This window comes from Flavobacteriales bacterium (genome assembly GCA_016715895.1).
Classification (GTDB): Bacteria; Bacteroidota; Bacteroidia; order Flavobacteriales_F; family PHOS-HE28; genus PHOS-HE28.
The window spans coordinates 616355-638772 of sequence record JADJXH010000003.1; the positions used below are offsets into that span (position 1 = coordinate 616355).

A 22418-nucleotide genomic window follows, 5' to 3' on the forward strand; every position below is an offset into this window, starting at 1 on the left:
ATGACCATGACCGGTACGCTTCATCGCATCCAGCACGGTCGACCCGGTGGGTCGACGCTACAGGGCCTTTGCCTGGTGCTCGCCGCCGCTGTTGGAATGACGGCCTATGCCCAGAACCCCGCGCGCGACCTTGTGAACCCCTTCGTCGGCACCGGGGGCCATGGGCACACCTTCCCCGGCGCCTGCGTGCCGCACGGACTGGTGCAGCTGAGCCCGGACACCCGGCCTGATGGGGTCAACGACTGGGACGGATGCGGGGGCTACCACCACAGCGACAGCGTGATCTACGGCTTCAGCCACACGCACCTGAGCGGCACCGGTGTGGCGGACCTCTGCGATGTGCTGGTGATGCCGATGAGCGGCCGATGGTCCCTGGACCCCAAGGAATACCGGTCGTCGTTCAACCATGCGAACGAGGCGGCCCATGCGGGCTATTACCGCGTGCACCTGAACGACGAGGGCGTTGATGCCGAGCTGACGGCCACGGCGCGCGTGGGGGTGCATCGCTACACGTTCCCAAAGGATCGGGGGGCTTACCTCCTGCTTGATCTTGAACACAGAGATAAGATCCTAGTTTCCTCGATGAACCAGACTGGTCCGCTTGAGCTAGTCGGTGAACGACGAAGCTCATCTTGGGCTAACGACCAGCGTTTGTTCTTCTGTGCGCAATTCAGCCAAGAGATCTTGGCTTGCAGTATTTCGCCAGGCTTTATCGCAGGTGATCGAGAAAAGGTGAACCAAGAAAAAGCTCTTTTGTCCTTTGAAGCCTCCGACAAGCCCCTCATCGTCAAGGTCGGCATCAGCGCCGTGAGCATCGAAGGTGCGCGGAGGAACCTGGAGGCCGAAGTGCCGCATTGGGACTTCGACCGGGTGCGGGCGGAGGCCGAGGCCGCCTGGAACGCCGAGCTGAACAAGGTGCAGGTGAAGGGCGGCACGCCCGAGCAGCAGCGCATCTTCGCCACCGCGCTCTACCACAGCCTCATCGCGCCCTGCGTGTTCAACGATGTGGACGGGCAGTACCGCGGCATGGACGGCGAGGTGCACCGGGCGGACCACAACGTCTACACCATCTTCAGCCTGTGGGACACCTTCCGCGCCACGCACCCGCTGTTCACGCTGCTGGAGCCCGACCGGGTGAACGACTACATCCGCACCTTCCTGTTGCACTACCAGCAGGGCGGCCGGCTGCCGGTGTGGGAGCTCTGGGGCAACGAGACCGACTGCATGATCGGCTACCACAGCGCGAGCGTGATCGCCGATGCGCACAGCAAGGGGATCCGGGGCTACGACGCCCGGCTGGCGTTGGAGGCGCTGGTGGCCGGGGCCATGCGCGACGAGCCGGGCCTCAACGCCTACCGCACCCGCGGCTACATCAGCAGCGAGGACCAGGCCGAGAGCGTGAGCCGCACGCTGGAATATGCCTACGACGACTGGTGCATCGCGCAGTTGGCGGAAGCCCTGGGCGAGGACAGCCTGACGCAGGTGTTCACCCAGCGCGCATACGCCTGGCAGCACCTGTTGGACCCGGACACCCGCTTCTTTCGCGCCCGGCGCAACGGCGGCATGATCGAGCCCTTCGACCCCTACGAGGTGAACTACCACTTCACGGAGGCCAACGCCTGGCAGTACGGGCTCTTCGTGCCGCACCACCTTGACGAGCTGCTGCGCGACGCGGGCGGCAGCAGCGCCTTGCGGGCCCGGCTGGATGAGCTCTTCGATGCCGACACGCGCACGACGGGACGCGAGCAGGCGGACATTTCGGGACTGATCGGGCAGTACGCGCATGGCAACGAACCCAGCCACCACATGGCCTACCTGTATGCCCGTACGGATGCGCCGGCCTGGATGGACGGACTGGTGGGCCGCATCCGCGATGAGTTCTATCGCGATGCGCCGGACGGCCTGATCGGCAACGAGGACTGCGGCCAGATGAGCAGCTGGTACGTGCTGAGCGCCCTGGGGATCTATCCCATCTGCCCCGGCTCGCCGCAGTACACGCTGGGGGTGCCGCTCTTCGACGAGGCCACTGTGCAGCTGGCCCATGGACGCAGCCTGCGCATCACGGCCGAGCGCACGCATGCCGACGCGCGCTACGTGGAGGAGGTCACCTGGAACGGGCGCGAACCGGAGGTCTTCCGGCAGCTGAGCCACGACCGGCTGATGGACGGCGGCACCCTGGCCTTCCGCCTCGGCCCCCGTCCGGGGAGCGCCCCCTCCTACCCAGACCTGGGAGAGCCGGAACTGTCGCTCGAACGGCCACTGCCCGCGCCCTGGGTGAACGCCCCCTCACGGACCTTCACGGACACCCTGGCCGTGCATTTCGTGCGCCCCATCCCCTACGGCCAGGTGGAGTACCGGATGAAGGAGGGCGGCGTGAAGCAATGGCGTGCAGCGCCGGAGCTGCTGACGCTGCGGCAGACGGGCACGGTGCAGGCGCGCCTCGCCCTGGGCGGGCGTACGGGTCCGGTGGTGGAGGCGCGGTTCGAGCGGCTGGACGTGCGGCATACGGTGAGCCTCCAGAGCACCTACGCCAACCAATATGCGGCCGGTGGTGATCAGGCCTTGGTGGACGGGCTGCGCGGCAGCACCGAGTTCCGGTCGGGCGAATGGCAGGGCTTCCAGGGACAGGATGTGCTGGCCACGATCGACCTGGGCGGCGAACGCCGGCTGGATGCCGTGAGCGTCGGCATGCTGCAGGACCAGCGCTCGTGGATCTGGTACCCGGAATACGTGGATGTGGCGTGGAGCATCAATGGACGGCAGTGGAGCAGCACGGTGCTGACGCACACCGTGGCCCGCGATGCGGACGGCACCCAGCGGATGGAGCTGCGCACCGGTCCCATCGGCAAGCGGGCCCGCTACGTGAAGGTGATGGCGAAGAACGCGGGGCCCTGCCCGGACTGGCATCCGAGCAAAGGCGGATCGAGCTGGATCTTCCTGGACGAGATCGGCATCGAGGCCGGACCGGCCCGCTGAGCACCCGCCGGAAACGCAGAAGCCCGGCTCACGGCCGGGCTTCCGGAAGAACATCGTCGGTCAGCGCGCCACCTGCACGGCCTTCGTGCGCACGAACTCGTCCGCGTGCACCTGCAGCAGGTAGTTGCCGTTCTGCAGGCCGGACAGGTCCACCAGCACGGAACGGTCGTTCACCGTGCGCACCGGCAGATCGAGCACCTGCCGGCCCGTGAGGTCGAACACCCGCACCACCGCGTTGGTCAGCTGGTCGAGGCCGAGCTGGATCGTCACCGCACCCGTGGTGGGGTTCGGGTAGAGCACGAAGCCCGTCGCATCGGTCTCATCAATGCCGACCAAGCCACAGCCCACGTCCCACACCAGCGGGATCGTCGCCTGCCCATCGTCGCAGGAGCCCGTCGCGTTCGACTGCACGCGCAGGGTCAGCAGGTTGTCCGGGTTCTGCGAGCTGATGGAGAGTCCGGAGAGGTTTCCGCCCAAGTTCCCGTTGAAGAGCACGCCGGAGAGGTCATAGGCCCCATTGTAGATCACCACCTTGTCGTCCACCAGCAGTTCGCCCTGCAGGAAGGTCATCGTGATGGGCAGGTTGGGGTCACTGGACTGGTAGACGAACCAGGCGTCGTCCGTGTTCTCGTAGCAGTAGGACGTGTTCACGTTGAGGCAGGCCGGGATGACGCAGCTGTCCTCGTAGGCCACCACCGGGCCGCTGAAGATCCGGCACAGGCTGTTGTCGCCATTGAACACGGCCATGTTCACCACGGTGTCCATGCCGATGGGGCCGAAGTTCTGGATGCCTGTGCCGATGCCGAAGAGGGTGTCCCCGGGGATCACCAGGTCCACCGTGGCCGCGTCACCCGTGGAGGTCACGTTCACCTCGATGCTATACTCGCGGTGGATGCAATCGGGCACCACGGTGAAGGTGGCGGCGGGCACATCGCAGTCCAGGCAGCCCACGGTCCAGTTCCACTCCCAGCTGGGGTTGGTGGAGCACTGCACCGAGCCGTCGGAGGTCAGGGCCATGAAGAGGTTGGGGCCGGTGGATACGATCGGGGGCAGCGTGCTCAGGTCGAGCGTGGGGCCGTTGTGCTGCCAGAGGATGGGACTTCCGTTGTTCGGCCCGTCGTAAATGGTGAGCACATCCCAGGTGGACGACTCGATCGTACCCGTGGAGAAGAGCAGCGCCAAGGGGTCGTTGGTGGAGCTCTGATACCACCAGGTCTTGGTGTCGTTCGGCTGATAACAGTACGTGTCATTGAACTCCACCCCGCCACAGGTCAGGATGATGGGGCAGTTCCCGGTGCTCTGCACGTTGAAGAAGCTCACGCTGCAGGCCGCTTCGAACTCGTGGCCCACCACGATGTCCACCAAGGCACCGACCGTGAACGGCCCGAGGGTGATGACCCCGACGCCCTGCCCGGGGATCTGCGCCTGCGGCGTGCCGTTGACGCTGTGGTCGATGTTCACGAAGGAACCGTCCCCGGTGCTCGCCACGTTCACGTCGATGGTGAAACTGTTGTTGTTGCAATCATCCAGCACGCTGTAGCTGGCCACCACGGGGGTGCAGTTCAGGAACAGCTGCACGGTGGTGACGACGCAGTTGGACTGCTGATTGCAGAGGTCGTCCACGTTCCAGTGGGGGTACAGGTCACCACCCGTGACCGCCGTGACGGTGACGGGGCTGTAGCCCTGACCGATCACAGTGCCCCCGGGGAAGTCCTCACGGACCGTGATATATCCCCCAGAGCTCAGGGTGAACTGATAGGTGGCTCCAGCGATGATGCCCGTGACGACGGAGTATTCGGACTCAAAGCTGCAGGTGCTGATGGTGGTCACCGCACCGAAGGGATCGGGCGTGGCCTGTCCGAACTGACTAGCGTTCTGGCAGTTCCCTTGTGCCAGCAGGGATGCGCCGGGCATCAAGGCGAGGGCTGCGACAAGAACGTGGGTGATGGGTCGAGATGCGCTCATGCGTGGGGTCGTGTTGACCGGTTGGATGGTTGCCGAAGGTAGGGGTTGTCCTGCGGAACGGCCAAGCCGGATGCAGGACGTTCGCACAGGGTCTGTTGAAAACCCGTGCGCGGATCACCAAGGCCAGGTCTCGATCGACGGACGGTCCGTCCCTCCCACCTGGATCCATCGGTCGGCTCCAGGCAGGAGCGGAAGATCATTGTCGCTCAGGCTGGCATTGCCCGCCCGCAGATGCACCGCAGGCACGGGTTTGTCCGTGCTCAACCGGTAACGTCCGGCCCGTGCCGGGTCGGCCATCAGTTCGACCCGGGGTCGTTGCCACTCCATCCGGCCCCAGGGGGCCATGGAGAGCAGGCGATCGGCCAGCAGCCCGCCCTGGTGGTCCAGGACACGAACATGCACGAGGGTCCGCTCCGGAGGGGATCCGGCCAGCACTCGGGGCACCGACAGCCGCATCAGCTCATTCACGCCAACAGTGGGCTGGATCCATAGACTGTCGTAACGGATCAGGTGTCCCTCGGTGTTCAGCACGTGGGTGACGGCCAGCAGCATCTGCCGGTCGGTGTCCTCGTTCCAAAGGCGCGCCACCACCTCGCCTCCCTCCTGCCGCAGGTCCAGCACCACGGACCGGTAGCTCCGTGCCACCTCGTACATCGCCGCCTTCCAGGTGCCCGTGTGATCCACGGTGCTCCAGCTGGGGCCGGCCCACACGTCGTTGAGCTGCCAGAACAGGGTGCCCATGCAGTGCGGCTGCGCGGTGATGTGGGCCCAGATGGCCTGCCGGTAGGCCTCGGCCTGCGCCAGCTGACTGAAGCGGATGAGCTCACCGAGCGTTCGCGGCTGAACGCCGAACTCCCGATCAATGGCGTCCAGGATGGGCCGGTCGGTCTTGTAGCTGCGCTGCCGCGCGGCGAGGACCGGGTCCCCGAGATGCAGGTGCTCCGCGTCGAGTTGGGTGGCGAGCGTAACGCTGTCCGGATAGCTCTGGAAACCGTATTCGCTCACGAATCGGCCCACGTTGCGGCCGAACGAAGCGAAGGTGCTGTCGCCGTGCCACACCCCCCAATAGTGCAGGTCGCCGTTCCGCAGGCCTGTGGCGTTGCCCCAATTGCTCAGGGGCGAGGTGGACGTGTAGCGCTGGCGCTGATCGTCCGGAAGGGCCTCTACGAGGGTCTGACTGAAGAACCGGTGCATGGCGTCCCGAACGCGCACGGAATCCGGTCCGTGGATGCGATAGCGGTCCTGCCAGCCCCAATTGTGCCAGGCCACCTCCAATTCGTTGTTGCCGCACCACAGCGCCAGCCCGGGCCATCGGCCCAGGCGCCCGGCCTGGTCGGCGACCTCGGCGCGCACGTTGTCCACGAAGGCGCCTTCGGCGGGTGGGATGGTCGCGAACATGAGGTCCTGCCACACCAGGATGCCGGCCGTGTCGCAGGCGGCGTAGAACGCGTCAGGCGGATACACACCGCCGGCCCACACACGCACCATGTTCATGCCCACCCGCTGCATGTCGCGCACCCGCGCCACCCACAGGCTGTCCGCGCCCGGGAACATGGACGGCGGCACCAGGTTGCAGCCTTTCATGAAGAGCAGGCGGCCGTTGCGCAGGAACCGGAACGCACGGCCGATGCTGTCCGCGGGCTGATCCAGGAGCACCGACGGCTGCGCGGGTGGCACCGGCTCCGCCGGCAGTTCCAACGCCACCTCCTTCCAGATGCCCATGGTGACCAGACGTGGGGCGAAGTCCCAGCCGAACTGGTAGGCGGCCTTGCGCACATAGGGGCTCGTGCCGCCCGGATCGCTGTCGTGCGGAAGCTGCACCCCGTATTCGGCGCGGAGCTGGGCCCCTTCGCGGACAGGGCTTCGGAGCACCACCCGCAGGTCGTTGGTCCCTTCACGCAACACGCCATGCACGGGCCAGCTCCAAGTGCGGAACATGTTGTCCGCACCGCCGAGCCGCACGCCGTTGAGGCGGACGTCGGCGAAGGTGTCGATGCCTTTGAACACCAGATGAGCGTTCGGGTGATCGACCCAGGCGGCATCGGCCTCGAAGCGCACCGTGTACTCCCAATCCCGGAGCTCGATCCAGCGCACACTGTCGCTGTTCGCGTTGCGGAGCGGGTCGGGGATGCGGCCGTTGCGCAGGAGGTCCTGTTGGACGGTCCCCGGTACCTGGGCGGGCCACCCCTGTTCAGTGCCGAGTTCGCGGAACCGCCAGCCTTCGCGGATGGCCTGTCGAAGCGGCTGGGCGACGGTCGACAAGGCACAGAGGCCCGCCATGGGCAGCAGGGCCAGCCTCATCGCAAGTGGGCTTTCGCCAGCGCGTTGAGCACCCCGTCGATCTTGGCCTCATCGGGCACGCTGTCGAAGCTCAAGCCGCGATGGGCGGAGCTCATGCTCACCTCGTGGGGTTCGGGCGGCAGCTTGCGTTGAGCGGCGAAGTGCACCTCCGTAACGCCCGTGCGCTCCACCAGTTCCACCACGTTCTGCGGGGAGATGCCTCCGGCGGCGGCCACGAGCAAGCGGCCCTGTGCGCCCTCCACCATGGCCTTGATGGTGAGGGCACCGTCGATCGCCAGGGTGCGGCCACCGCTGGTGAGCACGCGCTGGACCCCTTCGGCGAGGCAGGTGGCGAAGGCCATGCCGGGGTCGGGACTGCGGTCGATGGCCCGATGGAAGGTGATCTCCGCCTCCGGAGCGGCCATGCGCACGGCCCGGATGAAGGGGATATCGGGTGCGCCCGCCTCATCCAGGGCTCCGATCACCAGGCCCGGGGTGCTCATGCCGATGAGCAGGGCGTCGCGAAGCATGGCCTGTCGCTCGCTCATGGTGTACGAGAAGCCGCCCGGGGTGGCCCGGATGAGCACGCGCAGCGGGACCCCGAGCTCCTCCTTCACCGCGTTCACCAACCCGTAGCTCGGGGTCACCCCGCCGCAGTCCAGCCAGGTGCACAGTTCCACGCTGTCCGCTCCGGCCCGTGCGGCCGCATGAGCCTCGGCGATACCGGTCACACAGACCTCCACCCGCACCTTCATGGGCCAAACGTAGCACGGGCGTGGTGCAACCGCCCCACCCGCGGCGGCGTACAAGGGCCGATGCGTACCGCGCTGGTCATCCTCCTGCTCCTCTCCGGGCCCTGGTCCCCGGTGTCCGCTTCGCGCCTTGAGCATGGTCGCGCCGAACGCGCCACCGGGATGTCCGGCGCGCGCGACCGCGCCCGTGTGCTGTTGGAGCTGGCGAGGACGCTGGATCCCGAACGGCCCGTGGAAGCCCTGGCGCACCGCCGCACCGCCCTTCATTTCGCCGAGCAATCGAAGGACCTCGAACTGGTGCATCGGGTGCTGGTGGAACTGCGCCAGAACGAGTTGAACGCCGGTGGCCTGGACGGCCTCCTCAAGGCCTCATTGCGCGCGCTGGAAGTGTCTCAAGCGCTGGAACGCCCGGCCGTGGTGGCGAACGACCTGGCCTGGTTGAGCCGGACGTACGCCGAGATGGGGCAGCCCATCCGGGCGATGGAGGAGAGCCAGCGGGCCCTGCTGGCGGTGCGCGACCTGGGTGACAGCCTGCGGCTGGCCCACGCGCACCTGGACGTCATGGAGCGCATGATCGCGGCCGGACGTTATCGCGAAGCACAGGAGCAGGGCCACCTGGCCGATGCCGTCCTCGTGCGCCGTGCGGATGTGCAGGAACAAGCCCGTCGGTGGGTGCTGAGCGCCACCGCGCTCCTCGATCAATGGAAGCCGGCGGACGCCCTGCCCTGCCTGGGCAAGGCCGCCTCCCTCCTGGGGCGTTCCGGTCCACCGGTGCTGTGGACCGCACTGTGGAAGGAACAGGCCCGTGCCGCGCTCGCCCTGGGTGACATGCGCGGCGCCGACCGGCATCTTGACTCGTTGGAGGTGCTGCTCACCCGCACAGGCGACCGGTCCGAACGCCTTCACTATCTCGACCTGCGCCAGCAACAGGCGCGCGCGCTCGGCTCGGAACGCGAGGCCCTCGCCTTCCTCGACCAGCAGATGAAGCTGAAGGACTCCCTGCTGAACGCGCAGATGGCCCGCCAGCTGGCAGGACTGGAGGCGCTCTATCAGGTGTCCAACAAGGACCGTGACAACGCGATGCTCCGCGAACGGAGCGCCATGAACGAAGCGATCGCCGGATCGGCGCAACGGCGCAGCCGACTGCTGCTCATCCTGTTGGGCCTGGTGTCCGCCGTGGTGGTCCTGTTCGGCACCACCCTGTTCCACGTCCGTCGCGTGATCGGCCGGGTGCGGCACAAGAACCAGTTGATCCGCGAGCAGGGCGACCAACTTCAGGCACAGAACCTGGAACTGCAGCGACAGAACGCCCGGCTGGCCCGTTCGTTGATGGCCGAGAGCGAGAAGGACCTGATGCTGCGCGAGATCCACCACCGGGTGAAGAACGATCTGCAGGTGGTGAGCACACTGGTGCGCCTGCGCGCCCTGCACGAGTCCTCCGATGGGTCGCGGGAGGCCCTGGAGGACCTGGAGCGCCGCGTGCAGGCCATGGCCCTGGTGCACGACCGCCTTTACCGCTCGAACGACCTGCGCCACATCGGCCTGGGCGAGCACCTGCAGGAACTGGTCACCGGCGTGGTGCGCAGTTTCGCCGCGGAGCAGCGGGTCGCCGTCACCGTAACCTGCTCGGTGGAAGCGGTCCCCACGACGATGCTGATCCCCTTGGGGCTGCTGGTGAACGAGCTTGTGATGAACTCGCTGAAACACGGGTTCCCGGAAGGGCGCACCGGATCGATCCGCCTGGAGCTTGAGGCATGGAACGGCCACGGTCTGCGCCTCTCCTACCAGGATGATGGAGTGGGCCTGGACACGGCGAGCGGGCTTTGCGCCGGCAGCTTCGGCCATGATCTGGTCCACGCGCTGAGCGAGCAGCTGGAAGGTGAACTGCGCGTGTGTGACGGCCAAGGTCACCGGGTGGAACTGCTGGCCTGCTGGGGCGAGGCTCCCCTGCGCGCCGTTGGATGAAGGGCTCCCCCCCCGTGGACCTATCTTCGCGCCGCTTCGCGCACCGACCGACCGGTGCACGGGCACAGCACCTGAACATGGGGTTCGATGAACTGGGGCTCAGCCCCGACCTGCTCGAGGGCATTTCCGCCATGGGCATCCGCACGCCCACGCCCATCCAGCAGCAGGCCATCCCGGCCGCGCTCGACGGCCGTGACCTGATCGCCTGCGCACAGACCGGGACGGGCAAGACCGCGGCCTTCCTGCTGCCCATCATGGACGTGGTGCACAGCTACCGGCCAAAGGTGGAGGGCAGCATCCGGGCCCTGGTGGTCGTGCCCACACGCGAGCTCGCTCTGCAGATCGACCAGCAGCTGCAGGCCATCGCATACTTCACCCCCATCACCTCGATCCCGGTGTACGGCGGCAGCGATGCCGCGTCGTTCGACCAGCAGAAATCGGCCCTGACCGGTGGCACCGAAGTGATCATCGCGACCCCGGGCAAACTGTTGAGCCACCTCAACCTGGGCTATGTACCGGTGAAGGGCCTGGAGTTCCTGGTGCTCGACGAGGCCGACCGCATGATGGACATGGGCTTCATCGACGACATCATGCGCATCATCAGCTTCCTGCCCGAGGAGCGGCAGACCCTGCTGTTCAGCGCGACGATGCCCCCGGCGATCCGTGAGCTCACCAAACGCATCCTGAAGGACCCGGTGGAGATCACCATCGCGCTGAGCAAACCGGCCGAGGGCGTTGATCAACAGGCCTTCGTGGTGCACGAGATGCAGAAGGCGCCCGTGCTCGAGCACCTGTTGCGCACCACCGAGGCCAGCTGCATCGTGCTGTTCGCCGGCCGGAAGAGCGAGGTGCGCAACCTGGCCCGCCACCTCAAGCGCAAGGGCTTCGACGCCGAAGCGATGCACAGCGACCTGGAGCAGAGCGAGCGCGAGGAGGTGCTGCTGCGCTTCCGGAACCGCCGCTTGCGGATCCTGGTGGCCACCAACGTGGTGAGCCGGGGGATCGACATCGACGACATCGACATGGTGATCAACTACGACGTGCCGCAGGACCCCGAGGACTACGTGCATCGCGTGGGCCGCACGGCGCGCGCCGCCCGCAAGGGGCAGGCGGTCACCTTCATCAACGACAAGGAGATGCGCGAGTTCGGGCGCATCGAGAAGCTCATCGGTTACGCCGTGCGCAAAGTGCCCCTGCCCGCGGAGTTCGGTCCCGGACCGGAATACCGGCCCGATGCGCCGAAACGCAGGGACGGAGGCGGCGGTGCACGCAGCGGCGCACGCAGCGGCAGTGCCGGACGCAGCGGCGGTGGCCGAAGCGGAGGAGGTCGAAGCGGAGGAGGTCGCGGCCGGCGTTAGATCAGCGCGCCTTGAACATGCCGGCATTGGCGGCCAGCACCTGGGTAGCGTCAAAGGCCTTGGCCTTCTCCCCCACCCGCTCGATGCGCACGCTTTCGATGCGGTCGCCTTGGGCGATGGCGTTCACCACGTCCTGACCGGAGGTCACATAGCCGAACACGGCATGGCGGCCGTCCAGCCACGGGGTCTCCTTGTGCGTGATGAAGAACTGGCTGCCGTTGGTGGCCGGACCGGCATTGGCCATGCTCAGCGTGCCCGCGCGGTCGTGCTTCAGGCTGGGATGGATCTCGTCCTGGAAGGCATAGCCCGGACCGCCGGACCCCGTCCCGGTGGGGTCGCCCCCCTGGATCATGAAGTCCGCGATCACACGGTGGAACGTGAGCCCATCGTAGTACGGTTGCCCCTGGGCACGGGCGGTGTTCTTCACGGAGCCTTCAGCCAGTCCGACGAAGTTGGCCACGGTCACCGGGGCCTTCTCATGTTCCAGGCGGATGGTGATGACGCCCTTGTTGGTGGTGATCCTGGCGAATACGCCCTCGTTCGGGTCGGTGCTCATGGGTGCTTGTTCAGTGGTGGTGGTAAGGGGGTCGGTGGCCGGCGCGGAAGGCTGCCCACCACTGTCGCCGGACGGGGCGCAGGAGGCCAGGAGCAGGGTCCAGAACGCGGAGAGGGGGAGTGCGCTGCGCATGGGTTGACAGGAAGTGGGCGCGAAAATACGCGGCGGCTCACTCCATGAGCCGTTCCTCGATGGCATCCAGCTTCTCCAGGGAGAACGCGCCCTCGGTCCGGTGGACCACACGGCCCTCGCGGTCGAGCACGAAGAAGTACGGGATGTCCTTGCTGTGCAGGCCAAGCGCCTGCTCGAAGACCTCGATCTCGCCCTGATAGAACAGGACGTGATCGGCCACCTCGGGATCGGCGCTCTTGCGGAAGCGCTTCATGCTCGGCTCGTAGGCCGCCTTGTTGCCCCCGATGAACATGGGGATGAACCACACGTCGGCCTCGTAGGTGCCGGCGAAGAGGCCATGCTTGGCCACCAGCCGGAGGAACGCCGGTTCGGCCCACTCCTCCAGCATCGGTGAAGCCTTCTGGCTGTAGGCGAGCCCGACCACGGTGAAGCCCTTGGCCGCCGGGACGGGCAACCGCACACGGCTTCCGTCGGCCTTCTCTCCGTCCAGTGGTGGAAAGGTGGCCGTTTGGGCGATGGCAGGCGCAGCGAGATGGGCGGCCAGAAGCACGACAACGAGGCGGAGAGTGCGCATGGTGGTGGTGTGTTGCAGGAATGATGCCATCAGTGCACGCCCTGTTCGGGGTTGCGTCCGCGCACGGGGCGGAAATGGGCCTTCATGGCCTCCACATCAGCGTCCACATCGCCGGTGGGCCAGAAGGGCGCGGAGAACGAGACGCACTTGCGGCCGTAGTCCATCGCCGCCAGGATGATGGGCACCTTCGCCTTCACGGCGATGTGGTAGAAGCCGGTCTTCCAGGTGTCCACGCGCCTGCGGGTGCCCTCCGGCGTGATGGCGATCTTGAAGCCCGGTTCGGTGCGGAAGAGGTCGGCCACCTGGTCCACGAGCTGGTTCTTCTGGCCGCGGTCCACCGGATAGCCGCCCAACCAGCGGAACACCGCGCCGAAAGGCGGGCGGAACAGTTCGCGCTTGGCGAGGTACCGCACATCGCCCATGCGGGCGATGCTGCGGGTGAAGAGCCCGATGAGGAAGTCCCAATTGCTGGTGTGCGGCGCCACCACCACGATGTAGCGGTCAAGGTCCCGGGGACGATGGTCCTCGATCCGCCAGCCCAGCAGGCGGAACATCAGGAGGGAGAACAGCCTGAACATGCGGTCAAGTCTGGTGCAGCAACCACTCCACCGCACTCTCCTCCGAGCCGTGCACACTGGTGGGGTACGGATGGTGGATGTAGCGGTAGTACATGGAGGCGACCTTGTTGTTGAGGGTGGTGGTGGCCACGGTGGCCTCGGCCACGGTGCGGTCGGCCACCTGCGGTGCGTTGTCCGTGGTGGTCACCTCCAGCTCGAAGTCCACATCCTCGGCCAGCACGACCATCACCCGTCGGGGTGCGCCTTCGCAGAGCCGGCGACGCCCCTCCACCACCTCCTGTACTCCAGCGGCATCGGTGAGCAGACCGGGCTTGAAGCGGATCTCCAGGATGCCGTCCGCACGCACGCAGAGCACGGCCAGTCGCAGGTCCATCACGTCCATGGGCGGGCAAGGTATCAAAGGCCATGCTCGCAGGAACCCGGGCGCCCCGCCCGCCGTATGAGCGCCCCATGGAGCAGATGGGCTACGCCGTGGTGGATGTGGAGACGACCCTGGGCGACCCGCTGCGGGGCCGGATCATGGAGCTGGCCCTGGTGCTGCCGGATGCCGACGGGCACGTCGCCTGGAGCGCCTTGGTGGACCCGGGCGTGCCCGTGCCGGCCTTCGCGCGGATGTTGACGGGCATCGCACCGGACGAGCTGCGCCACGCACCGCGGTTCCATCGGATCGTTCCCCGCCTGCTGCTGCTCACCGACACCCGGGTGATCGTGGCGCACAATGCGCGCTACGATATGGCGGCCTTGACGGCGGAATGCGGTCGGGCGGGCGTGGCGTTCGACCGGTCGACCTTGTGCACGGAGCGGCTCAGCCGCCAGCTGGTGCCGCGGCTCAGCCATCACAACCTGGGCAGCCTGTGCCGCCACTTCGGCATCCCCTTCACCGGTCGCCACCGCGCCTTGAACGATGCCCGCGCCACCGCCGCGTTGCTGGGGCGCTTTATCGATGGGTTCGGTTCGGAACGGGTGGCACGGGCCATCCACCATCCGGCCCGGGAGGCCAGGGCCTGATCCGGGGCTTCTACGGAAGCACCGCGGCGGCGTACAACGCCCACAGCACCAACGACAGCGCAGCACCCAGGACCGCCAGGCGGACGGTGATGCGTGCATGGCGCTCGCCGGCCGGACCGAACCGGTGTGGCAGGCTCGCGGCCCGCGCACGCCCGCGAAGGGCCAGCACCAGCGCACACACGGCCATCAACAGGGCGGGCACCACCAATTGCGCAAGCAGGGCCGCCGGCAGACTGAGCACCGCCAGCGACCGCGCCGTCCTTGACCAGGGCACTCGTTCCAGGTCGCTCATGCGACAGACCGTTGCATCAGGCCGCAATGCACATCGAGCACCTGCGGGATCACCAGATGGTGATCATCGTTGAGGATCACAAACCCTGCGGCCGCCCTCATGTCCTCCTCGGTGTCCTGCGCGGCCATGCGATCGCGTACCGCCTGTTCGTCAGCACCGTCCCGCAGCATGGTGCGGAGCATCCGAAGGTCCGCGGGGGCGGTCACCAGCACCAGGCCGTCCAGCGCACGGGCGCCACCGCTGCCCACCAGGATCGCCGACTCCATCAACACGTAAGGGGCATCCTGCTCGCCCGCCCACTGGGCGAAGGTGGCACGGACCGCAGGGTGCACGATGCCGTTCAACCGGCTGCGCGCGTTGACGTCGGAGAAGATCGCCCTTGCCAGGAACCCGCGATCCAAGGCTCCGGCCGGATAAGCGTCCGTACCGAACGCTTCGATCACCGCCTTCCTCACCGTGGGATCCTCCACGAGAAGGCGCTTGCCTGCGGCATCCGCATCGAACACAGGAACACCCAGCACCGCGAACACGCGGCACACGGTGGATTTCCCACTTCCGATGCCGCCGGTGATGCCGATCCTCCGCATGGGCTCAACGGTCGTTGCGCGAACGCCACATCCTCATGGGTGCCCCTGCGCCCATGTGGTCATGCGCCCATGCGCACAGGTGCCCACATGTCCGAGCCTGGTTCCGTTCGGGTGGCAGGTTCGCATCCGGCGGGGTCGCATGGATGGATCAGCTGGCCTTCACGGCCTCTTCGTTCAGCTGCTGCGAGCTGTCCAGGGCGAGGGCGCTCTTCTCGAAGCGGATCTTCACGTTGGCGTCCACCTCCAGCAGCACGGTCTTGTCGTTCACTTCGGCCACCTTGCCGTGCACACCGCCGATGGTGACCACCTTCATGCCCTTCTGGATGGACTCGCGGAACTTGCGGGCATCCTTGGCCTTCTTCTGCTGCGGGCGGATCATGAAGAAGTAGAAGACGACCATGAGCAGGCCCATCATGATCCAGAAACTGTACGGGCTTTGCTGGCCGGCGGCCTGCAGGGGGAAGGAGAGCGGGAACATCATGCGGTTGGTCGGGTTCAGGGGTTGGAGAGCGGAGTGAGCACTTCGCCCTTGATGGTGAGGATGGTGGTGGGCGGACGCGTGTTGGCGACGACCGAGACGGTCTTCTCCTGGATGCCTTCCCGCCCTTCACTGTCGAAGGAAACGGTGATGGCGCCGGTGCCGCCGGGTGAGATGGGCTGCCGGGGCCAGTCCTTGCCCACGGTGCACCCACAGCTGCCGCGCACATCGGCGATCACCAGATCGCCCTCGCCGGTGTTGCGGAACCGGAAGCGGCGTTCCACCACGGTGCCCTGCGAAATGCGGCCCATGTGGATCAGGGTGCTGTCGAAGGTCATCACCGGCAGCTCACCGGAGGCGTCGGTGTAGCCGGAGGCCCGGCCGTCGAGGGCCGTGGGGTCCACATCGTCCGAAGCGTGCTCGCTGTGATCGGTGATCCGGCAAGCGCCGAGGAGAAGAACGAGAAGGACAAGGGCTGCGGAACGCACCGGCCGCAAGGGGTTCGTGCAGAATCGGAAGGTGGCGGTCGGATGCACCATCATGGTCACGTTCAGCCCTCCAGCAACCCGCGGCCCACCTTGCGGATGGCGCCCTGCTCCTTGAGCTCCTGGAACAGTTTGTCGAGGATGCCGTTGATGAAGTTCTTGCTCTTGGGGGTGCTGTAGGCCTTGGCCACCTCGATGTACTCATTGAGGGTCACCTTCACGGGGATGTCCTCGAAGGTGCGGGCCTCGGTGAGGGCCATGCGCATGAGGATCATGTCACTGAGGGCGATGCGGTCAGCCTCCCAGTTGGCGGCCTTCTCGGCGATGAGGCGACCGTGCTCATCGCCCTGCTCGATGCTCTTCCGGAAGAGGGTGCTGACGAAATGCTGTTCAGCGGACGGAGCGGCCAGCACGTCCACCACGGCCGGGTCGAACGCGGCCGGAGCGCGAAGGCCTTCGAGCACGCGCTTCACCAGCGCGCAGGCCAGGTCGAGGTCCTCGAGCCAGTAGATGCTGCGCGCCTCGAAATGGTCGTGCAGTTCCTCCGCGTTGGCGACAAGCTCGACGAACAGATGGAGCAGGAACTGCTGCTCGCTGCGCAGGTCGTCGGCCGGGGTGGCGACGAAGGCCTTGTAGCGCTCATCCTGATCCATCTGTTTGAGGATCCGCTGGAACAGGTCGCCCTGCCCCATCCACCCCACCTTTCGTTTGCCGGCCTCGGCCTCCAGCACGGACGAGCCGGCGATGGCGTTCAGCAGGGTACCGTCCACGAAACGCCGGTTGGGGTTGAGGTCCTCGGCGGTGGGCAGGCGCTTCAACCGTCGTTCCTCGATGCGGAGCTCGCTGGTGCGGCGCAGCTCGCCGAAGGTGAGCAACAGCGACACGAACAGGTCGAAGGTGCGTTCGATGCTCAGGAACAGCTCCTTCTCGATGCGCGCGGCGCTGGAGGAATCGCTCTGCCAGTAGGCATAGAGCGACTGGTAGACCTTGATGCGCAGGTAGCGCCGGTTGAGCATGCGGGCGGGTGGGCTGTTGCGGGCGACGGACGTTCAGAAGCGCAGTCCGGCCTGCCGGATGCTGCGGACGCGCTGTTCGGCGGCCTGGTTGGCGGCCAGATAGGTGGGGATGCCTTCGTCGGCGCTGCGCTTGAAGATGGCCAGGGCGGTGCTGTAGATGGCTTCGGTCTGCATCAATGCCGCCTTGCGGTCATAGCCCTTCCGCTCCCAGGCGCAGTTGATGATGCCTCCCGCATTGATCAGGAAATCCGGCGCGTACAGGATGCCGCGCTTCATCACCTCCGGGCCGTGCACGCTCTCGTTCGCGAGCTGGTTGTTGGCGGCCCCGGCGATGACACTGCACTTGAGCCTGGGCAGCGTGTCATCGTTCACCGTGGCGCCCAGCGCACAGGGTGAATAGATGTCCATGTCCAGGTCGTAGATCTCCGTGGGTTTCACCAGGGTGATGGCGGGCAGTTCGGCCTTGATGGCCGCCAGTTTCTCCTCATGGATGTCCGTGAGGAACACCTGCGCCCCGGCCTTCACCAGGTGGGTGGCCAGGTGGCGGCCCACGTTGCCCGCGCCCTGGATGGCCACCTTGCGGCCGCTGAGGTTCTCGCTGCCGTAGGCGGTCTTCGCCGCGGCCTTCATGCCGCAGAACACGCCGTAGGCGGTGACCGGGCTGGGATCTCCACTGCCACCGATCTCCTCGGGCAGGCCGGCCACATGCGGGGTCTCCTTGCGGATGTTCACCATCTCGGCGGTGCTCATGCCCACATCCTCGGCGGTGATGTAGCGGCCGTTGAGGCTGTGCACGAAGCGGCCGAAGCGGCGGAACATGGCCTCGGTCTTGTCCACGCGGGCGTCGCCGATGATGACGGCCTTGCCGCCGCCCAGGTCGAGCCCGGCGAGGGCGCTCTTGTACGTCATGCCCCGGCTCAGGCGCAGCACATCGCTGACGGCCTCGGCCTCGCTGGTGTAGGGCCACATGCGGGTGCCGCCCAGCGCAGGCCCCAGGGTGGTGTCGTGGATGGCGATGATGGCCCGCAGACCGGTGGGGCGATCGAAGCAGAACAGCACTTCCTCGTGATCGTGCTGCTCCATGCGGCCGATGATGGCGGCGGCCTCGGTGGCCTTGGCGGTGGTGGTGGCCATGGATGTGCGTGCTTGCGGGTGAGGGACCACCGGAGGCATGCGGTGCGGCTACCTTTGACGGGCCGGTCCTCTGGGGCGGCGCAAAACTAGCACGTTCGCCGGTCACCCATGCGCCCGCTCCTCGCGCTGAACCCCTACTTCCGACGCTATCGGGGCCGGTTGCTGCTCGGCTTCCTGTTCATCGTGCTCAGCAACCTGTTCGCGGTGTACAGCCCGCAGGTGGTGCGCGAGGCGGTGGACCTCATCGCTGCCGGGATCGCCCAGGCCGACCGGCCTGCCGGGGAACGGGCCCTCAGCGTGCCGGCCACCCTGCAGCTCTGGGTGGGCTGGACCGGCCTCGACCTGCCCGGCATGCTGGACGACCTCGCCGACCGCGACATGATCGCCGCCACCGTGACCCGGTGCGCCCTCCTGCTCGCCGCGCTCTACCTGGTGTTCGCCCTGCTGAAAGGCCTGTTCATGTTCTTCATGCGGCAGACCATCATCGTGATGAGCCGCCTGATCGAGTACGACCTGAAGAACGTGATCTTCGATCACTACCAGTCGCTTGACCGCGCGTTCTACAAACGCCACAGCACCGGCGACCTCATGAACCGCATCAGCGAGGACGTGGGCAAGGTGCGCATGTACCTGGGCCCGGCGGTGATGTACACGGTGAACCTGGTGGTGCTCTTCATCATGTGCATCGGATTCATGCTTTCGGTGAACCCCACCTTGACGTTGTGGACCCTGCTGCCCCTGCCGCTGATGAGCCTGGTGATCTACCGCGTCAGCGACCTCATCAACCGCCGCAGCCTCGATGTGCAACGACAGCAGAGCGTGCTGAGCACCCTGGCCCAGGAGTCCTTCAGCGGCATCCGGGTGCTCAAGGCCTATTCCCGCGAGGACCATGCGGCGGACAGGTTCCGGGCGAGCAGCGCCCGCTACCGCACCCTCAGCCTGGCCCAGGCCCGCGTGGATGCCCTGTTCATGCCGGCCATCGGACTGCTCATCGGCATCAGCTCCGTCCTCACGGTCTTCATCGGCGGCCGCATGCTCATCGCCGGCGATCCCACGGTGACCGTGGGGAACATCGCGGAGTTCATCATCTACGTGAACATGCTCACCTGGCCTTTCGCCTCGGTGGGGTGGGTGGTGTCGTTGGTGCAGCAGGCGTCGGCCAGCATGGAGCGCATCAACGAGTTCCTGGACGCGCGCCCCAACGTGCGGCCCGGTCATCGGGTGCCGGCCGACCTGAAGGGCGACCTGCGGTTCGAGCGCGTGAGCTTCACCTACCCCGACACGGGCATCGAGGCGCTGCGCGAGGTGAGCTTCCATGTGCCTCCCGGCGGCACGCTGGCCATCGTGGGCCACACCGGATCGGGCAAGAGCACCGTGGCCGACCTGCTGGTGCGGCACTACGACCCCACGGCGGGCGCCGTGATGATCGACGATGTACCGCTGCCGGAGTACGACCTCGCCGGGCTGCGCCGCCACATCGGGCATGTGCCGCAGGACGTGTTCCTGTTCAGCGAGCGCATCGCGGACAACATCGCCTTCGGGGCCGACGGCGCGGATGAGGCGCTCATCACCACGGCCGCGCGGCAGGCCCAGGTGCACGAGAACATCACGGGCTTCCCGAAGGGGTACGACACCTTGCTGGGCGAGCGCGGCGTGACGCTGAGCGGTGGCCAGAAGCAGCGGGTGAGCATCGCCAGGGCCCTGGCCACGCGGCCCCGCATCCTGATCCTGGACGACCCGTTGAGCGCCGTGGACACCGCCACGGAGGCGGCCTTCCTGCGCGACCTCCGCGCGCAACGCGACGCCGGTCGCACCACGGTCCTGATCAGCCACCGCATCAGCGCCGTGCAGGATGCGGACCACATCCTGGTGCTCGACCACGGCCGGGTGACCGAGGAGGGCGACCACGCGACCCTGCTGGCGAAGGGCGGCATCTATGCCCGCCTGCATCAGGAGCAGCTGCTGGAGGAGGCGCGCGAGGCGTGAGGCGCCCCCTTGCCCGGTACGGATGTCCTTCTATCTTTGGTTGACCGAAACCGGACCCAGCGATGGCGGACGACCGTGAGGATGTGTACTCCAAGGCCGTGAGGGCCGGCAAGCGCACGTATTTCTTCGATGTGAAGAGCACCCGCGGCCGCGATCTCTTCCTCACCATCACCGAGAGCAAGAAGCACAGCAACCCGGACGGCACGGCGACCTACGAGAAGCACAAGATCTTCCTGTACAAGGAGGACTTCGACAAGTTCCTCGATGGCCTGCACGACGCCTTCGACGAGATCGACCGGCTGCGGGCCACGGGCCAGTACCAGGCCGACCAACCGCCGCGTGACCCCGAGGCCACGCCGCCGGCGGAAGGCGGCGACCGGTTCACGGACGTGGACTTCGACGACCTGGAGCGGAAGGACGGCTGAAGGGCACGCCCCGCCACGCCGACAGCAGGTTGTTCAAAAATCGCCTTGTTATCAACACCGACGGGGGCCCTCCCCTGCCCTTCTTTGCGCCGGCCATAACCGTTGACCCAACGCTTTCTTGAAGGGCACTGAACCAGGCCGACCGACAGCCATGTCCAAGATCATCGCCATCGTGAACCAGAAAGGCGGCGTGGGCAAGACCACCACCGCCATCAACCTGGCCGCCTGCTTCGGGGTGCTGGAGCGCCGCACCCTGCTGGTGGACGCCGACCCGCAGGCCAACGCCACCAGCGGCGTGGGCTTCGACCCGCGCAACGTGAAGGCCAGCATCTACGAGTGCATCATCAACGGCACGCCCGCCAGCGAGGTGGTGCTGGGCACCGACAACCCGAACCTCGACCTGCTGCCGGGCCACATCGACCTGGTGGGCGCCGAGATCGAAATGATCGACATGAGCGAGCGGGAGCGCCAGATGAAGAAGGTGCTCGACCCGCTGCGCGACCAGTACGACCTGATCATCATCGACTGCAGCCCCAGCCTGGGCCTGGTGACCGTGAACGCGCTGACCGCGGCGGACAGCGTGATCGTGCCGGTACAGTGCGAGTATTTCGCGCTGGAAGGCCTTGGCAAGCTGCTGAACACCATCAAGATCGTGCAGCAGCGCCTGAACCCGGAGCTCGTGATCGAAGGCATGCTGCTGACCATGTACGACAGCCGCCTGCGGCTGGCCAACCAGGTGGTGGAGGAAGTGAAGACACACTTCCAGCAGCTGGTGTTCGACACGGTGGTGCACCGCAACGTGGCCCTGGGTGAAGCGCCCAGCCATGGACAGACCATCATCATGCACGACGCGAGCAGCAAGGGCGCGGTGAACTACCTGAACCTGGCGCGCGAGATCCTGCAGAAGAACGACATGACACGCATCCCCGGTTCGGAGCGCGTGATCGCCATCCCCGAGGAGCAATGACCAAGAAACGCGGCCTGGGGCGCGGCCTGAGCGCCCTTCTGGAGGACAGCGGCGCGGACCTCACCGAGCGGCCCACGGGCGGCGACATCGGTGTGGCGGCGGGTGCACCGGTGCGCACCACGGGCCATGTGGCCACGATCCCTGTGGCGCACATCGAGCCCAACCCCTTCCAACCCCGCACGCACTTCAGCCCCGAGGCGCTCACCGAGCTCAGCCTCAGCATCCGCCAGCTGGGCGTCATCCAGCCGGTGACCGTGCGCAAGGTGGGCTACGACAAATACCAGCTCATCAGCGGCGAACGCCGCTTCCGCGCCAGCCAGGCCGCCGGCCTCACGGAGATCCCCGCCTACATCCGCATCGCCAACGACGAGGCCATGCTGGAGATGGCCTTGGTGGAGAACATCCAGCGCGAGGACCTGGACGCCATCGAGGTGGCCATCAGCTTCGAGCGGCTCATCGACGAGGTGAAGCTCACCCAGGAGCAGCTCAGCGAAAAGGTGGGCAAGGACCGCACGACGGTGACCAACTACCTGCGGCTGCTGAAGCTGCCGCCCGAGGTGCAGCTGGGCATCCGCCAGCGGCAGATCGGCATGGGCCACGCCCGCGCCCTGCTGGCCCTCAGCGACCCGGACCAGCAGGTGGACCTGTACCGCCGCATCGTGGAGAGCCAGTTGAGCGTGCGCGAGGTGGAGGACCTGGCCCGCACCGCCAAGCGGGGGCCCGTGCCCAGCGGCGCCTCCAAGTTGAGCGGTGCCCTGCACAAGCAGACCGCGAAGCAGCTGAGCCAGCGGTTCGGCACCAAGGTTGCCGTGAAGCAGAACGCCCAGGGCAAGGGCCGCATCGAGATCGTCTTCCGCAACGGCGACGAACTGGCGGCCCTGCTGGCCAAGCTGGGCAGTTGAGC

General features: G+C 66.8%; 19 protein-coding genes and 2 pseudogenes. 8 read left to right on the forward strand and 13 right to left on the reverse strand.

Features of this window, described 5'->3' with window-relative positions; genetic code table 11:
* Positions 1 to 2976, forward strand: a complete 2976-nt coding sequence (locus IPM49_02805; GenBank protein ID MBK9273456.1) for a GH92 family glycosyl hydrolase — start codon at positions 1 to 3, stop codon at positions 2974 to 2976.
* A gap of 60 nt (positions 2977 to 3036) precedes the next feature.
* Here the strand turns inward: IPM49_02805 and IPM49_02810 are convergent, their stop codons facing one another.
* From IPM49_02810 to IPM49_02820, 3 genes are all read right to left on the reverse strand, one after another.
* Entirely contained in the window at positions 3037 to 4890 is a 1854-nt protein-coding gene (locus IPM49_02810) for a T9SS type A sorting domain-containing protein (GenBank protein ID MBK9273457.1), read from the reverse strand.
* A 165-nt stretch (positions 4891 to 5055) separates the two neighbouring features.
* Positions 5056 to 7242, reverse strand: coding sequence for a hypothetical protein (locus IPM49_02815; protein MBK9273458.1), 2187 nt, complete (start codon positions 7240 to 7242; stop codon positions 5056 to 5058).
* Positions 7239 to 7976 (reverse strand): copper homeostasis protein CutC, encoded by a 738-nt coding sequence (locus IPM49_02820; protein MBK9273459.1) that lies wholly within the window; start codon positions 7974 to 7976, stop codon positions 7239 to 7241. The genes IPM49_02815 and IPM49_02820 overlap by 4 nt, the downstream gene beginning before the upstream one ends.
* A 60-nt stretch (positions 7977 to 8036) precedes the next feature.
* On the opposite strand from IPM49_02820, the gene IPM49_02825 reads away from it, so the two are divergent.
* Together IPM49_02825 and IPM49_02830 are read left to right on the forward strand one after the other, a co-directional pair.
* Entirely contained in the window at positions 8037 to 9938 is a 1902-nt protein-coding gene (locus IPM49_02825; protein ID MBK9273460.1) for a sensor histidine kinase, read from the forward strand.
* A gap of 131 nt (positions 9939 to 10069) precedes the next feature.
* Positions 10070 to 11497 (forward strand): annotated as a pseudogene (locus IPM49_02830) (DEAD/DEAH box helicase).
* Here the strand turns inward: IPM49_02830 and IPM49_02835 are convergent.
* From IPM49_02835 to IPM49_02850, 4 genes and pseudogenes are all read right to left on the reverse strand, one after another.
* Positions 11427 to 12050: pseudogene (locus IPM49_02835) on the reverse strand (peptidylprolyl isomerase). The pseudogenes IPM49_02830 and IPM49_02835 overlap by 71 nt on opposite strands.
* Entirely contained in the window at positions 12022 to 12558 is a 537-nt protein-coding gene (locus tag IPM49_02840; GenBank protein ID MBK9273461.1) for a hypothetical protein, read from the reverse strand. The pseudogene IPM49_02835 and the gene IPM49_02840 overlap by 29 nt, the downstream one beginning before the upstream one ends.
* Before the next feature lie 29 nt (positions 12559 to 12587).
* Positions 12588 to 13136, reverse strand: a complete 549-nt coding sequence (locus IPM49_02845) for a 1-acyl-sn-glycerol-3-phosphate acyltransferase (GenBank protein ID MBK9273462.1) — start codon at positions 13134 to 13136, stop codon at positions 12588 to 12590.
* A gap of 4 nt (positions 13137 to 13140) precedes the next feature.
* Positions 13141 to 13518 carry a hypothetical protein gene (locus tag IPM49_02850; GenBank protein ID MBK9273463.1) on the reverse strand — a complete coding sequence of 126 codons (378 nt, stop codon included), beginning with the start codon at positions 13516 to 13518 and terminating at the stop codon, positions 13141 to 13143.
* Between the two features lie 23 nt (positions 13519 to 13541).
* Between IPM49_02850 and IPM49_02855 the strand changes: the two genes are divergently transcribed.
* Positions 13542 to 14144: a 3'-5' exonuclease gene (locus IPM49_02855; GenBank protein MBK9273464.1), complete on the forward strand. Its 603-nt coding sequence runs from the start codon at positions 13542 to 13544 to the stop codon at positions 14142 to 14144.
* Between the two features lie 10 nt (positions 14145 to 14154).
* Here IPM49_02855 and IPM49_02860 read toward each other — a convergent pair whose 3' ends face one another.
* The 6 genes from IPM49_02860 to IPM49_02885 all read right to left on the reverse strand — a co-directional run bounded on the left by IPM49_02860 (position 14155) and on the right by IPM49_02885 (position 18085).
* The gene (locus tag IPM49_02860; protein ID MBK9273465.1) at positions 14155 to 14436 is read right to left on the reverse strand and encodes a hypothetical protein; all 282 of its coding nucleotides are present in this window, start codon (positions 14434 to 14436) and stop codon (positions 14155 to 14157) included.
* Positions 14433 to 15023: a dephospho-CoA kinase gene (gene coaE / locus IPM49_02865; protein ID MBK9273466.1), complete on the reverse strand. Its 591-nt coding sequence runs from the start codon at positions 15021 to 15023 to the stop codon at positions 14433 to 14435. Before coaE ends, IPM49_02860 begins: the two co-directional genes overlap by 4 nt.
* A gap of 148 nt (positions 15024 to 15171) precedes the next feature.
* Positions 15172 to 15501 carry a preprotein translocase subunit YajC gene (gene yajC / locus IPM49_02870; protein MBK9273467.1) on the reverse strand — a complete coding sequence of 110 codons (330 nt, stop codon included), beginning with the start codon at positions 15499 to 15501 and terminating at the stop codon, positions 15172 to 15174.
* A gap of 17 nt (positions 15502 to 15518) precedes the next feature.
* Entirely contained in the window at positions 15519 to 16040 is a 522-nt protein-coding gene (locus tag IPM49_02875) for a DUF1573 domain-containing protein (protein MBK9273468.1), read from the reverse strand.
* Between the two features lie 11 nt (positions 16041 to 16051).
* A complete protein-coding gene (locus IPM49_02880) occupies positions 16052 to 17002 on the reverse strand; it encodes a transcription antitermination protein NusB (protein ID MBK9273469.1) in 951 nt (316 codons plus the stop codon).
* 33 nt (positions 17003 to 17035) lie between these two features.
* Positions 17036 to 18085: a Glu/Leu/Phe/Val dehydrogenase gene (locus IPM49_02885; protein ID MBK9273470.1), complete on the reverse strand. Its 1050-nt coding sequence runs from the start codon at positions 18083 to 18085 to the stop codon at positions 17036 to 17038.
* Positions 18086 to 18244: 159 nt separating this feature from the next.
* Between IPM49_02885 and IPM49_02890 the strand changes: the two genes are divergently transcribed.
* The 4 genes from IPM49_02890 to IPM49_02905 all read left to right on the forward strand — a co-directional run bounded on the left by IPM49_02890 (position 18245) and on the right by IPM49_02905 (position 22416).
* Complete coding sequence (locus IPM49_02890; protein MBK9273471.1) at positions 18245 to 20122, forward strand: ABC transporter ATP-binding protein; 1878 nt, start codon at positions 18245 to 18247, stop codon at positions 20120 to 20122.
* Positions 20123 to 20184: 62 nt separating this feature from the next.
* A complete protein-coding gene (locus IPM49_02895; GenBank protein MBK9273472.1) occupies positions 20185 to 20547 on the forward strand; it encodes a PUR family DNA/RNA-binding protein in 363 nt (120 codons plus the stop codon).
* Between the two features lie 151 nt (positions 20548 to 20698).
* On the forward strand, positions 20699 to 21514 hold the full coding sequence (locus tag IPM49_02900) for a ParA family protein (GenBank protein ID MBK9273473.1): 816 nt from the start codon (positions 20699 to 20701) through the stop codon (positions 21512 to 21514).
* Positions 21511 to 22416 (forward strand): ParB/RepB/Spo0J family partition protein, encoded by a 906-nt coding sequence (locus tag IPM49_02905; protein MBK9273474.1) that lies wholly within the window; start codon positions 21511 to 21513, stop codon positions 22414 to 22416. The genes IPM49_02900 and IPM49_02905 overlap by 4 nt, the downstream gene beginning before the upstream one ends.
* Positions 22417 to 22418: the final 2 nt, after the last annotated feature.

Bases quoted from the DNA above. Each gene is read 5' to 3' on its own strand.
- IPM49_02895 (MBK9273472.1), top strand. From the start codon at position 20,185: ATGGCGGACGACCGTGAGGATGTGTACTCCAAGGCCGTGAGGGCCGGC.
- IPM49_02885 (MBK9273470.1), bottom strand. From the start codon at position 18,085: ATGGAGCAGCACGATCACGAGGAAGTGCTGTTCTGCTTCGATCGCCCC.
- IPM49_02890 (MBK9273471.1), top strand. From the start codon at position 18,245: ATGCGCCCGCTCCTCGCGCTGAACCCCTACTTCCGACGCTATCGGGGC.
- IPM49_02810 (MBK9273457.1), bottom strand. From the start codon at position 4,890: ATGCCCGGCGCATCCCTGCTGGCACAAGGGAACTGCCAGAACGCTAGT.
- IPM49_02825 (MBK9273460.1), top strand. From the start codon at position 8,037: ATGCGTACCGCGCTGGTCATCCTCCTGCTCCTCTCCGGGCCCTGGTCC.
- IPM49_02815 (MBK9273458.1), bottom strand. From the start codon at position 7,242: ATGAGGCTGGCCCTGCTGCCCATGGCGGGCCTCTGTGCCTTGTCGACC.
- IPM49_02880 (MBK9273469.1), bottom strand. From the start codon at position 17,002: ATGCTCAACCGGCGCTACCTGCGCATCAAGGTCTACCAGTCGCTCTAT.
- IPM49_02855 (MBK9273464.1), top strand. From the start codon at position 13,542: ATGCTCGCAGGAACCCGGGCGCCCCGCCCGCCGTATGAGCGCCCCATG.
- IPM49_02840 (MBK9273461.1), bottom strand. From the start codon at position 12,558: ATGCGCACTCTCCGCCTCGTTGTCGTGCTTCTGGCCGCCCATCTCGCT.
- IPM49_02905 (MBK9273474.1), top strand. From the start codon at position 21,511: ATGACCAAGAAACGCGGCCTGGGGCGCGGCCTGAGCGCCCTTCTGGAG.
- IPM49_02820 (MBK9273459.1), bottom strand. From the start codon at position 7,976: ATGAAGGTGCGGGTGGAGGTCTGTGTGACCGGTATCGCCGAGGCTCAT.
- IPM49_02850 (MBK9273463.1), bottom strand. From the start codon at position 13,518: ATGGACGTGATGGACCTGCGACTGGCCGTGCTCTGCGTGCGTGCGGAC.
- IPM49_02805 (MBK9273456.1), top strand. From the start codon at position 1: ATGACCATGACCGGTACGCTTCATCGCATCCAGCACGGTCGACCCGGT.
- IPM49_02860 (MBK9273465.1), bottom strand. From the start codon at position 14,436: ATGAGCGACCTGGAACGAGTGCCCTGGTCAAGGACGGCGCGGTCGCTG.
- coaE (MBK9273466.1), bottom strand. From the start codon at position 15,023: ATGCGGAGGATCGGCATCACCGGCGGCATCGGAAGTGGGAAATCCACC.
- IPM49_02875 (MBK9273468.1), bottom strand. From the start codon at position 16,040: ATGGTGCATCCGACCGCCACCTTCCGATTCTGCACGAACCCCTTGCGG.
- IPM49_02900 (MBK9273473.1), top strand. From the start codon at position 20,699: ATGTCCAAGATCATCGCCATCGTGAACCAGAAAGGCGGCGTGGGCAAG.
- IPM49_02845 (MBK9273462.1), bottom strand. From the start codon at position 13,136: ATGTTCAGGCTGTTCTCCCTCCTGATGTTCCGCCTGCTGGGCTGGCGG.
- yajC (MBK9273467.1), bottom strand. From the start codon at position 15,501: ATGTTCCCGCTCTCCTTCCCCCTGCAGGCCGCCGGCCAGCAAAGCCCG.